The organism is Pseudanabaena cinerea FACHB-1277 (genome assembly GCF_014696345.1).
Classification (GTDB): Bacteria; Cyanobacteriota; Cyanobacteriia; order Pseudanabaenales; family Pseudanabaenaceae; genus Pseudanabaena; species Pseudanabaena cinerea.
Genome location: NZ_JACJPY010000006.1, coordinates 83,456 through 95,423 on the forward strand (window position 1 = coordinate 83,456; position 11,968 = coordinate 95,423).

Below are 11,968 nucleotides of genomic sequence, written 5' to 3' on the forward strand. Positions count from 1 at the left end.
AATTGGGTTGCTGATGTTTAATACAGTCACTACTCATATCAAACACCATAACCCTCCTAATCTGGGCGTTGATCCAGATCTGAGCTTAGTGCAAGCTTGCTTGCAGGGTGACTCCTATGCTTTTAAAAAGCTATATCAACGCCACCATCAAAAAGTGCGATCAACCCTCTTTCAATTGTGCGGCTCCGATGGCTTAGATGATTTGGTGCAGGATGTGTTTTTGCGGGCATGGAAAGGGTTGCCCAAATTTCGCCAGACTGCCCAATTTGCCACATGGCTTTATCGGATTGCCTTTAACGTGGCAAGCGATCGCCGCAAAGTACTAGCAAAAATGCGATCGCAAAGTATATCCGTTGAAGATGAGCAGTTGGCAAACCTCGCTGATGTCGACCTTGGACGCAATTCCGACTATCAGCCTGCCCTCACCCAAATGCACTATCAAGATCTGATGCAGCGTGGCTTGGCCCATCTTAGCGACGATCATCGCGCTGTCTTGGTACTCCACGATCTAGAGGAACTGCCCCAAAAGGAAATTGCCGAAATTTTGGCGATTCCTGTGGGAACCGTAAAATCACGGTTATTTCATGCCCGTAGTGCCATCAAAAAGTTTTTAGCAGCCCAAGGAGTTGAACTATGAAAGATCGAAATTCTGATGAGTGTTTTGATAAAGATTTTGATAAGAACTTTGATGAAAGCTTTGATGATCCTAGTCATCAAAGTCTATTGGCTTTTATGAAACAAAACAAGCCGCTCGCCCCATCGGCGGATGCAGACTTTGAGCAGAGATTATTTGCAGAAATCAATAAATATCCCCAGCGATCGCCACAGCAGACTGCCCCTCAACCGCTTAAACGTTGGTTGCCGATGATGCTCATAATTCCCACAGCGATCGCCGCATTGGTTAGCTGGAATTGGATTAACGGGCGCAATCAATATCAAATGGCAACTAATCAAATCAGTGATGCGGAGAAATTAGCGATCGAGCAGTCTCTAATTAATAGTTGGAATATGACCGAAGATAACACATTGCTCACTGCGAGTATCTCTAATGCAAGTGCAAAGGATGTACAGATTTTGCAGGATCTATCACCATTAGAATATGAGTAAGGTAACAAAATTATGTTTAAAATTATGTTTAAAATCTTTCAATCTAAATTCTTTCATGGCGCGGTTGCAGGTTTGGCGATCGCGACCAGTGGCGCAGTCTTTGCCATTAATACGAATATTAATGCAAATGTTAGTGCTAGTACTGATCTAAAAAATCAACTAATTGCAGAAGCAAATGCTAATCCAAACCCTAAGCCAGACATTCCACAACCTAATCTCGCCGAATCAAATCAATTTGCGGACTTGCCCCCTGAAGGTTTAGCTGAAAGTCCTAACCTATTGCCTTCGGGTAGGCTGCTTAAGCAATTAAATCTCTCTGATACTCAGTTGCAAAAGCTTAAGCAAATTAGCGATCGCGATCGCGATAGTTTGCGGGAAATGGGTCAAAAAGTGAAACAAGGGCATCGAGAACTGAGGGAGTTGTTGGCGAGTAGTGAGGGTAGTGATGCGATTCGGGCTAAGCATGGTCAGTTGCTAAACCTTCAAAAAGAGCTTCGTCAAAAACACTTTGAAAGAATGCTATCCATGCGCGAAATTCTTACACCTGAGCAGCGATCGCAGCTAAATCAGCTCATTCAAAAAAAACACCCTCGGCGCGATGGCATAAGGGAGCGTTTAGAAAAACGTCTTGATCGACGAGATCAGATTAATTCGTAGTACCAAATCGAGAAAAGACCTACAAAGGTTGCCAAGCAGTACTAGTAAGAAGATGAAGGTAGCCAAGCAGTACTAGTAAGAAGATGTTTGAAAAGTTTTAATCTATCCAAGCCCCCCTTTTTTAGGGGGGATTTTTTAATCTGCCTTTCGTAAGCTGGGTTAGGGGAAATCAATTAGTGTTTTTAACGAAAGTCAAGACTTTTCAAACAATCTCTAAGTCCCCATCAGTGATTCTATAAACTCTTTTTATAAGCAGCCCAGCCGCCTAAATCGGAAATATCCTTCCAATTAAACTTCTCAATTAATTCTTGAGGATAGAGAAAAGCCGTTAACACTTCGCCATCTTCCAAATAGACATCAGCAGGATACATATTGGGCGGCTCATTGCCAGCAAGATAATCAAACTCATCACTGGTCATTTCATACACTTCCCCAGGAATAGAAATACCACCAGTCTCAATCTCATAAATCGCAGGATGCCAACCATCTCCTGCGGCATGGAGGCGATAGCGGGGCTGAGTGTTTGCAGGGCGAATAAACTTTGCACCTTGGAGGTTGCCATGATCGGGCTGACCACGCAATGCTGAACCACAGATAAATACTCGTCTCGTCCCGTTAGATGCTGTCATATAGTGATGCTTAGTAAAGCGATAAACTTTTATATATTACATTTAACCAATAGGTCTGCAACTCTACAATACCTAATTGACCGACGAAAGTGTGTGAAAATTCTTACGAATCAAAGCCTTTGAGTATTTTCTCGCTGTGACAAACTTTGTGCTTTGCTAATCGAAGCAATCAGAAAAGCATAGGAAATGCAACCAACGATCGCTAATAACCAAAAGTTGATTAGGGCGCTAGTATTCCAGAGAGCATGGAGCAGGGCGGCACTTAGGTAGCCGATGGTGAGGATTTGCCATCGGCGGGAGGGTTTGAGTACACTTAGACCAATGAAATAGCCAAAATAACCGCTATAGGCCATATGCCCTGCCACCGAGCCTAAAATGCGGGGAATTAGTAATTGTAAGCCTGTGAGTTCGGCAGTACCTGTCATTCCCGCCTGACTTGCCACGCTTTGAATGATATTCGGTACATATAGCCCCAGGGTTTCGGTGAGGGTGAAGCCTACCGCCGAGGCTGCTCCCAACAGGATGCCATCGAGGGGTTCGCTAATGCCAACAAGCGATCGCCATTGTTTGCTAAACCTTAAACCCATGAACCAGAGTAGAAATAGGGGTAAAGCCTTGAGCAGTTCCTCCATTAGTCCTGCCCCAAAAAATGTCGATACTAAAATGCTAAGCAAATTAGTCTGTCCTGTTGGAGCGTTGCCTGGTAAGACTTTGTAAAAGAACCAGATAAATAGATTGAGTACAGGCGTGCGGAGAATCGCGGCAGTAAATAGGGCTGTGCCAAGAATAATCCACCAAGGCTTGGACTTGCGACAAAGTTGATAGATAAAATAATAGGCGGCGAGGCTGATATAGATGGAAACCGTGAGGTTAAATAATTTCGGTTGTCCTAAAAAAGCAAACATCATCACCACAAAACCAACAGTGGCGAGTCCTGTTAAAAAATAACTCTTTTGCCAAGGCTTATTGTGGGTAGAAAAAATTGGTAAAAGCTGGGTTAAGGTAATTTTGGTGATTTGCGATCGCGGTGCATTGAATGTGCCTGTGTCGATTTCAGTATCGCTATCATGGGCGGGATCATGGGCGGGATGTCGCGCCAGTTCAAAGATAAAATTGGGACCATCTTTGCTTAAAGCAATGCGATCGCCATGGCGTAAAATCTGGCAACCATAGAGGCGCTGCTCATTGACAAAAGTACCATTGGCACTCTGAAGATCGCAAATTTCCCAACCATAACAAATGGCACTGATGGGGTTAGGCGCACTCATAATTGGGCGAATTTCCGCATGGCGGCGAGAAACAGACCCATAGAGGTCTAAATCAATCGCCACTTCGCAATGAGGATCGCGCCCAATGGTAATGGGGTGATCGCTGAGGCTAATGGAAGTTAATAATTCTCGATGGCGATCGCCCCCACGCAGATTTAGTGATGGATCTTGCGTGACCTGTTTCAGAAAAGCCATATTTTCGGGGCGATCGTTCATATTGGGGGAACTGCTATATGCGGTCAATGTCTAATGCGGAAGCGGCTCTGGCTAATTGGGAAATATCACTGAGGTTGTCGATATAGGGCAGAATACCCAAAACAGGTATATTGGCTAGACGGGCTATCATTTCTGGCGGCGCGAGTTCAGCAATTTCTGCGGGGCTGTAGGGTTGAGAACAACTGAGGACAATGCCTTTGAGTTTAACCTTTTGCGCCCTCGCAAGGGCAACATTGGCGATCGCCTGCGAGATTGCGCCCAAACGCACAGGCACAACCAGCAAGGTCGGCAAAGCCCAATCCCTTGCCAAGTCTGCCACCAAATATTCATCGGTAATTGGCGAACCCAATCCTCCCAAAGCTTCCACCAACAGACGCTCCTTCGTTTGCGCTAGTTTTTGAAACTGCTGCCAAATTAAGCCTAAATCGATCGCTTTGCCCTCCTTTGCTGCCGCGATCGCAGGGGCAACAGGGGTTTCTAAATAAATAGGGGTGATTTCGGCGAGGGTTTGGGTCAAGGCAAAGGTTTGATCATAAAATTCGCGATCGCCAATGCCAGACTGCACAGGCTTGTAAATGCCAAGGGAGTCACTGGGGCGATCGCTATAGGTCAACCAATAAGCCGCCAATGCCGCCGTTACTACCGTTTTGCCAATGCCCGTATCACTGCCTGTGATTAATATTTGTTTGGATATTTGTTTGGATATTTGTTTTGATTGACCCTGCGCCATGCTTGCTCCTAAATCAGGTTTGTATCTATCTAGATAGTAGCGGTGCAGAGCATCGCCACTATCTAATTTAATCAATTTCACCGATGTATGTCCCTAAACCAAGGGCAGTACGAATTAATGTCCCTTGCACATCCACCGCACGATATTGAGCGATCGCCTCAGAAATTGGCACACTGATTACTTCACGGTTAATCCAAGCCACCATGCGATCGTACTGTTTGTGTGCCACGAGATCCACCGCCGCCACCCCAAACGCCGCACCGAGAATGCGATCAAGTGGTGATGGGGTACTGCCCCTCTGCACATGCCCCAAAATCGTCACCCGACTCTCCATATTGGTGCGGGTACTGATTTGATCGCCAAGGTACTGTCCAATGCCACCATAGAGCGTCTGTCCAAGGCTATTGGTATAGCGTACTGGTTCACCTGAGGGGGTTTTTACCGCCTCTGCCACCACCATCGTACTGAAATTAAAGCCACGCAATGCCCGATTCATGAGGCGATCGCAGACCTTATCTAGGTCATAGGGAATCTCAGGAATCAAAATTACATGAGCGCCCCCTGCAATGCCAGCACTGACGGCAATATGCCCTGCATCCCGCCCCATCACCTCCAAGATCATCACGCGGCTATGGCTAATCGCGGTATAGGTCAGCCGATCCAGTGCTTCCACTGCCACACTTACCGCCGTATTAAAACCAATGGAATTTTCTGTAGCCCCTAGGTCGTTATCAATGGTCTTAGGCACTGCCACCAAATTCATATTGCCCTGCTGTGCGAGGCGGCGCAATATCGCCAAGCTGCCATCACCACCAATGCCAATCAGCGCATCTAGCCCTAGCTGATGATAGCCATCGATCACCTCTTGAGAGCGATCAATAGTCTCACCATCTGATAGCGGATAGGCAAAGGGATTGCCCTTATTCACCGTACCTAAAATCGTACCGCCATAGCGCAAAATTCCTGATACCCGCTTCATATCTAAAAGTTCCGATTCCACAGGACGGCTCATTAATCCTTGGGTTGCGCCTTTAATGCCATAAACCTCCATGTCCCACTCACGGGCGCGGCGCACCACCGCCCTAATTACCGCATTCAAGCCGCCACAGTCGCCGCCGCTAGTCAAGATGCCAACACGCTTAGCCTTACTCATATATGTTCCGCCATATTCCGCAAATTGTTAAAAGATAATTCAATTCCGCTTCAATCTTTATAGCCCTTTGCGTATGGTCAATCTATTCACTTAAGCTTTATTGAATAATTCATGTTATGCAGAATGCGGATGATGAATCTCTTGCTGTTAGCTAAGCAGGACAACTCCTTGGGACACAGGGAGTCTGGCTCGAAGATAGGCAACTATCTTGCCAGTTAGTACCACTACGAAGTGAGTAAAACCTGCGGAGGGATGATAAGTCCAGCTTAGAGACGGCTCTAACAAGGCTCTCCCAGTGAAAGAGGAAGCCCTTACTCTATTTTTTGTTTACAAAAAAAATGAGTGTCGGGTATGTCACTCAGTGATATTTGAGCGCGGCGCAATGCTTCAGTTACAGTGACATTACCCTTTTGCAATTCTGTTTCTGCATGGGTGGCAAGGTGAATAATATTATGATTAAGGAGTCCCGCTCTAAAATCAGTCACTAGGGTTGCTAGTTCTTTTTGAGAGATTTTGACAGTACGGCTGATGGGGACAGTGTTGGGTGAGAAGAGGATGATTTCGAGAAGACAGGATACTCGCTCCCCATTCAAGAGTTAGCGCTGCGGCACTTCTCTCTGTATGCTAATTGCATGGCGATTGCTTGCCAATCACACGCTGGCTGATGGTAGGTCAGGTCTTGCAATGTTATCATAAGACTAAATGTAATACATGGTTGTGGCAATCTGACGCTGACGCTGGCGATCGCAGAGATCTTTGAGGGTGCAACTGTCTAATACATCGGCGGCAGCTTTTTGGGCTGATTCCCATACTTCACGAATCACTGCCAGAGATGTATTTTCTTGCCCCACCTTATCTTTGTTGTTGATTAAGTCATAGCCTTCTATGCCCTGAATAATTTCTAGCAAACTAATCTCCCAAGGTTCGCGAGAAAGAGTGTATCCCCCTTTAGAACCACGCTGACTCTTGACTAGCCCTTGACGCTTGAGAGTCGCTAAAAGCTGCTCTAGATAGCGATCAGGGATATTTTGCTGAGCGGCGATCTGACGAATTTGCAAGGGCTGGTCGATCGCGAAATGATTAGCTAATTCCACCATCGCTAAAACCGCATATTCACTCTTTAAGGAAAGTTCCACAAGCCTTTAGTCATAATTTAAAGATATTTCATGATTATACTACGGTATGGCGCTGTAAATTATGGATTTGTATAGTTACGTTTTTGTAAGATATCTCGCGATCTCTAAATTAGCTGTTAGCCTAAATAACATAAAAGCCAGAAAAAGAAGCCAGCAAGAGAAGGTTGAGACAATCGTACTTTATTGGCTCTTCTTAAGCTTTTTCTTGTCTTTTTCTTGACTTTCGATTAATTTTTGATTAGCTGTTGCTTAACTTCTATTTAGAGATATACCAGTAGATATTTGTTTTACCTATGAAGCGATTTCGAGATGAATGGATTGATGAATGGTGTCGGGAGAATGGTTGGACAGATCTATTCATTGAGCGTTGTTGTAATTACTGGGCGTTTCCCCCAAGCTCAGTTATGCCATTGCCGATCCCCAATAAAATATTGCGCGAGATCAAGGCTGCAAAAGGCATGAGTGATGATGAAAAACTTTGGTCACTAGCTGCGGTCGCCATTTCCTGCTTAGCCTCAATCTGTTGCTTTATCCTCAAAAATCCTCTGCCCATAACCTGTGCCTTTGGAGTTGTTGCTTTTATTGTTGGTCAATTAGAGATTGAGGAGTTTTAGCAATGCTGGAGCGACTTTTACAAATGCAGCTCAGCCGCGCTTGCAAAAGTTATAAGGCTGTATCAACCGCGTTCTAGCAATACTTGCTTTAAACGCATAGGATCGCCATGGTCGATCACTTTGCCCTGCTCCAATAAAAAAGCACCATCGGCATAGTTCAATTCATTTAAGCGGTGCGTGACCCATAGCGCCGTAAGATTTTTTTGTTTTACCAAATCTCTTACCGAAGCCACAAGATCATTCTGATTTTCTCCATCTAATAAGGCGGTAGGTTCATCTAGTAGCAATACTTCGGCATGACGAGCGATCGCCCCTGCGATCGCCACCCGTTGCTTCTGCCCCCCACTGAGGGCATAGATCGGACGGCGGATCATTTGGATGAGATTTACTGCTTGCAGCGACTCCTCTACCCTTTGCTGTGTCTGTCTGTAACTTAGGTTTTCTGATACCAAGCCAAAGGCAACATCAGCGCCAACGGTCGGCAGTACTAATTGGTGATCAGGATTTTGAAACACAAAACCAATTCGATCGCTTATTTGCATCGCGCCTGACTGAGGTTTGAGCAACCCAGCCAATAGTCTTAGCAAGGTTGATTTGCCACTGCCATTAGTACCGAGCAGCATCCAAAACTCGCCTTGAGGTACAGACAGGGTGCAGCGATCAAGAACAGTTGCGCCAGAGTCCCATGCAAAACAAAGATCGGAAACCGCAATAGCCGTCTTAATAATCGGTTGAATGGATTGGTCGGTGGGCATTATATTTATTGATTCGGGCGTGGGGTAAATGCTTCGTATGTTGTAGGACTTATGCAAAAAGACTTGAAACCCAGCTTTTGGCTGTTTTGAGGCTAGTTTGCGTAAGTCCTAAGTTGTTTGGAGGTGCGGTGTAGCCGTGCTTTTAAAACTTGTTTTTGAGGTTAGCAGTAAGCGCTATATATAGTGTCAGTATTTAGCCGCGCACGAAGCCAGCCCCTAGCCCAGACGACGCTCCCGACTTCTCAGAAACTTGTACAGCCGAAATTTCACTGGCTAGAACTGAAATCCTTTTGCCTTCTTGCTTTTGACAAGTTAGCTCAATCAATTGGGGATGCCCTTCGGCGATCGCTTTGCAGATATCTTGATAGAGCGCCTCTGCGCCTTCCTGTTCTAGGCGTTGCACAGACAAAGCGATCGGGTTGTTTTTGAGTGTAACTTCAACTGTGTACATCAGCATTAATAAAATTTCCTTGATTTATGATCTAAGTTTAGGCTTATCGCATCCTTGATCTAAGTATGCCATTATCAAAGCCCTTCATGTTTGTAAAGGTTAAGGTTTACTCCTTGCGCCAATTTGTCTGGCAATGTCTAGTTAAAATATCATGATCCCAAGACTTATATCGTTTTTTGAGTAGTACGATACATATTATTCTCAATCTTCCCACGTAAGCTGATACCTGTTGAGCGCTAAAACCAACGAGATGTATGTCACAAGTCAACCTACAACGAGTTAAGATTTTAACCGAACAAATTAAGTTTGAAACTAGCCAGCCAATGACTGATTGGGATCTGGTACAGCATTTGCTAGATGAACTGATGGAAAATCATCAGCAATACAAGTCCTATGCCCTCAGCAATAACCTAATTCCCTATCACTCACCTGTTTCCAAAATCGCTAGCTAAGGATTGAAAATAAAGTGCAGTCTATTGAGACTTTTAATGAGACTTTTAAATTTTTCTCTGGGTTTTAAGTTAGTGCCAAGCAATGTAATTCATAAAAGTGATTTATAAAATAATGCCATTAGCCAAACCGTCCGATCTCCACACCATTTTGACGAATTACTAATTCCACGCTCAAAGAGCTTGCAGGAAAAATATCCTCCTTGGCGATCGCCCGAATCTCATAGGGAGCCGTCAGCGTGCTTACCAACTTAAATAAATCATTCAAAGCTTCAGGAGGAAAATTGCCCACCTTGCCCGTGATGGGATTTGCCAACACGCCTTCCTGTCGCGCCCGAAAGCTGACCAAGAGAAATAGCTGCTCAATTTTGGCGGCGAGAGCCTGTGGTGAAAGATCGGGGGTAAACTTAAGGGTAGCAATTTCAGTGCCTGCGGCAAAAATTTGGCGATTGAGGGTGACATCTGCGGCGATCGCAATCTTGGTTTCCCGCTTCAAAAAATTGCCTGCCGACAAAATTCTGACCACATAGCTTTTGCCATCACGCAATCGATTTAACAAACCCTCAAATTGGGCATCTGTAATTTGCACCACTGGCTCTTTGGGGGCTTGTTCGGGTAAGAAATCTAGCAATTCACGGGCATTACGCTCCGCCTGTTGCAATAGCTGAGTGCTGGCTTGGCGCAATTCTGACGCACTGAGGTCTGGACGCACCACCCCAATCGAGAGGATCTGATCAGCAAAAATCGCCACATTCCCCTTACGCAATGCTTCTAGACTGATTAATAGTTGTTCCCTGACTGATTCCAAAGAGGCGATTTCGGTACTCAATGCCGTCCTTTGTTTTTCAATTTCCGCAAGACGCTGTTCTGACTCGCCCACCCTCTGCTTCAAAATTTCGCGATCGCGGGAAATGCTATCTAATTCTGTAGCAATGCGTTCTTTCTCATTGCGTAATTGCTCACTTTCATTTTGCAAATTCTCCTGCTCAGCATTTAGGCTTTGAATGCGATCGCGCAGATCTGCCTCCTGCTGTGAAGCCTTTTGCAATTCCGCATCCGCCTGTTGAAACTTATTTTCGACTGTTTGTAATAGAGCCTGCGTTTCGGCTTGTTTGCGTACCGCCTGCACTAAAGATTGATTAATTTCTTGTAGGCTTGCTCGCGCTTTTTGCTGCTCATCCTTAGCCGCATTTAATTCTGTTTCAACCTGCCGCTTCTGTTCTTGACTATTAGCCAATTCTGAACGAATGCTTTCTAACCGAAATAGTCCATCGCGCAACTGCCCACTTAACAATAGCAATATGCCCAATGTGGAGGCCGAAATTAGACCGCCAGTGGCGATGGTCACGACAGTGGCAGTGTCGCGAGGTCTGAGGTTAAACACACTAAGCCGCGCTTTACCGACCTTAGTACCTATGCGATCGCCTAATGTCGCAATGATGCCACCTAAGATTAAAATCGCTAAAATCAGCGTGTATCCAGCCATGTAACTCCTAATAAGTCCTCACGCTGTAGATCTTAAACTATATAGCGCTTTACTTGAAACCCACAAAGATTTTTGGAATCATACCAAATACAAAACTTGGCAACTACTTGAAGCTCAGATCATAAATTCAGTGAATTCCTGAAAGAATTATGAAAATAGAAAATAGAAAAATATGGATTTGACGGTTTGCAAGTTGTCCTTGACAACTTGCAAACTGCGATAGCAAGCTGCTAAACTTGATTGTGATAATAAACAGTAGTGCCTTCATCGGGAACAACTTTGCAAGCCTTTTGGGAAGTGAAAAATGACTTCCAAATTGGTTCACTAGAAACCCGATAGTAATCGCCTAGGACAGGTTTAATGGCTTCAGTGGCAGTCTTGAGATAGTAATGGGGAATGCCAATAAATAGGTGATGGGCAACATGAGTACCAATATTGTGATGAATATCGTTGAAAATGCCATAGTCGCGATCAATGGTCGACAGCGCTCCCTTAAAGAAGAACCAGTCTTTACCACGATACCAAGGAATATCGGCTTCAGTGTGGTGTAGGTAAGTAACCAAGTCCAGCCATACGACAAAAATCAAGTAAGGTACAATATAGAATTTAAATAGGAATAGAAAACCATAGGTAAATCCTAACCAGCCCAAAAAGCCCACCATCATTAGCCAACAAGCTGTACTGGTGATGATGTCATTGGTTTCTGATTCGCGAAATAGGTCATTGTTGGGCATGAAATGGGAAGCGGTGGTGCGGGCGGGCGATCGCTTGAAAAGATAAAAAGGATAGGCAAATAAAAGCGCATCAAAACGAATCAGTTTACCGATCCAGTCCATTCCTTTATATTCACTTGCCGTGACTGGATACCAACTTTCATCAGTGTCGATGTTGCCAGTATTTTGGTGATGAGTACGATGGCTGATGCGCCAGCCATGATAGGGAACCAGAATCGGGATATGGGTTAAATGTCCAATCAGGTTATTTAACCATTTGCTGCGGGAGAAGGAACCATGACCGCAATCATGTCCAACCACAAAAAATGCCCAGAACATTGTGCCTGTGGCAAACCAAAAAATAGGATAGAACCACCATGCGTCAATCGCGATCGCTGCCGCATAAAGCCCAGCAATAATCGCTGCATCTGCAAAAAAATAGGCGAGCGATCGCCATACATTAGGAGCAAAACATTCACTAGGAATTGCCGCTTTTACCTGTTGAAAGGTAAATGGAAGTTCTGTTTGTGATACTGAAGAATTATCTGAAAGTGGATTGTCAAGGTTAATCCGATGCACAGTCGTTGTCGACACTGATAGTGAC

At 44.9% G+C, this 11,968-nt stretch carries 15 protein-coding genes; 5 read left to right on the forward strand and 10 right to left on the reverse strand.

The window, feature by feature from the left end; all coding sequences use genetic code 11:
* The first annotated feature begins 13 nt into the window (after positions 1-13).
* The 3 genes from H6F44_RS03605 to H6F44_RS03615 are packed head-to-tail and all read left to right on the forward strand — an operon-like array spanning position 14 to position 1,764.
* Positions 14-637, forward strand: a complete 624-nt coding sequence (locus H6F44_RS03605) for a sigma-70 family RNA polymerase sigma factor (RefSeq protein ID WP_190349600.1) — start codon at positions 14-16, stop codon at positions 635-637.
* The gene (locus tag H6F44_RS03610) at positions 634-1,107 is read left to right on the forward strand and encodes a hypothetical protein (protein ID WP_190349564.1); all 474 of its coding nucleotides are present in this window, start codon (positions 634-636) and stop codon (positions 1,105-1,107) included. Before H6F44_RS03605 ends, H6F44_RS03610 begins: the two co-directional genes overlap by 4 nt.
* Before the next feature lie 12 nt (positions 1,108-1,119).
* Positions 1,120-1,764, forward strand: a complete 645-nt coding sequence (locus tag H6F44_RS03615; RefSeq protein ID WP_190349566.1) for a Spy/CpxP family protein refolding chaperone — start codon at positions 1,120-1,122, stop codon at positions 1,762-1,764.
* 233 nt (positions 1,765-1,997) lie between these two features.
* On the opposite strand, the gene H6F44_RS03620 is transcribed toward H6F44_RS03615, so the two are convergent.
* From H6F44_RS03620 to H6F44_RS03645, 6 genes are all read right to left on the reverse strand, one after another.
* Complete coding sequence (locus H6F44_RS03620) at positions 1,998-2,393, reverse strand: allophanate hydrolase-related protein (protein WP_190349568.1); 396 nt, start codon at positions 2,391-2,393, stop codon at positions 1,998-2,000.
* Between the two features lie 110 nt (positions 2,394-2,503).
* The gene (locus H6F44_RS03625; RefSeq protein ID WP_190349570.1) at positions 2,504-3,877 is read right to left on the reverse strand and encodes a PrsW family glutamic-type intramembrane protease; all 1,374 of its coding nucleotides are present in this window, start codon (positions 3,875-3,877) and stop codon (positions 2,504-2,506) included.
* Between the two features lie 13 nt (positions 3,878-3,890).
* Positions 3,891-4,607 (reverse strand): dethiobiotin synthase, encoded by a 717-nt coding sequence (bioD, locus tag H6F44_RS03630; RefSeq protein WP_190349602.1) that lies wholly within the window; start codon positions 4,605-4,607, stop codon positions 3,891-3,893.
* Between the two features lie 67 nt (positions 4,608-4,674).
* Positions 4,675-5,760, reverse strand: a complete 1,086-nt coding sequence (locus tag H6F44_RS03635) for an ATP-dependent 6-phosphofructokinase (RefSeq protein WP_190349571.1) — start codon at positions 5,758-5,760, stop codon at positions 4,675-4,677.
* 311 nt (positions 5,761-6,071) lie between these two features.
* A complete protein-coding gene (locus H6F44_RS03640) occupies positions 6,072-6,353 on the reverse strand; it encodes a hypothetical protein (RefSeq protein WP_190349572.1) in 282 nt (93 codons plus the stop codon).
* A 105-nt stretch (positions 6,354-6,458) separates the two neighbouring features.
* Positions 6,459-6,896 (reverse strand): RrF2 family transcriptional regulator, encoded by a 438-nt coding sequence (locus tag H6F44_RS03645; protein WP_190349573.1) that lies wholly within the window; start codon positions 6,894-6,896, stop codon positions 6,459-6,461.
* Positions 6,897-7,189: 293 nt separating this feature from the next.
* Here H6F44_RS03645 and H6F44_RS03650 point away from each other — a divergent pair, with 293 nt between their 5' ends.
* Positions 7,190-7,510 carry a slr1957 family protein gene (locus tag H6F44_RS03650; RefSeq protein ID WP_190349574.1) on the forward strand — a complete coding sequence of 107 codons (321 nt, stop codon included), beginning with the start codon at positions 7,190-7,192 and terminating at the stop codon, positions 7,508-7,510.
* A gap of 62 nt (positions 7,511-7,572) precedes the next feature.
* Here H6F44_RS03650 and H6F44_RS03655 read toward each other — a convergent pair whose 3' ends face one another.
* Both H6F44_RS03655 and H6F44_RS03660 read right to left on the reverse strand, forming a co-directional pair.
* The gene (locus H6F44_RS03655; RefSeq protein ID WP_190349575.1) at positions 7,573-8,265 is read right to left on the reverse strand and encodes an ABC transporter ATP-binding protein; all 693 of its coding nucleotides are present in this window, start codon (positions 8,263-8,265) and stop codon (positions 7,573-7,575) included.
* A 193-nt stretch (positions 8,266-8,458) separates the two neighbouring features.
* On the reverse strand, positions 8,459-8,716 hold the full coding sequence (locus H6F44_RS03660) for a hypothetical protein (protein WP_190349576.1): 258 nt from the start codon (positions 8,714-8,716) through the stop codon (positions 8,459-8,461).
* 254 nt (positions 8,717-8,970) lie between these two features.
* Between H6F44_RS03660 and H6F44_RS03665 the strand changes: the two genes are divergently transcribed.
* Positions 8,971-9,168, forward strand: coding sequence for a hypothetical protein (locus tag H6F44_RS03665; RefSeq protein WP_190349577.1), 198 nt, complete (start codon positions 8,971-8,973; stop codon positions 9,166-9,168).
* A gap of 118 nt (positions 9,169-9,286) precedes the next feature.
* On the opposite strand, the gene H6F44_RS03670 is transcribed toward H6F44_RS03665, so the two are convergent.
* Positions 9,287-10,651 carry a DUF3084 domain-containing protein gene (locus H6F44_RS03670; RefSeq protein WP_190349578.1) on the reverse strand — a complete coding sequence of 455 codons (1,365 nt, stop codon included), beginning with the start codon at positions 10,649-10,651 and terminating at the stop codon, positions 9,287-9,289.
* A 230-nt stretch (positions 10,652-10,881) separates the two neighbouring features.
* Entirely contained in the window at positions 10,882-11,958 is a 1,077-nt protein-coding gene (locus tag H6F44_RS03675) for a fatty acid desaturase (RefSeq protein WP_190349579.1), read from the reverse strand.
* Positions 11,959-11,968: the final 10 nt, after the last annotated feature.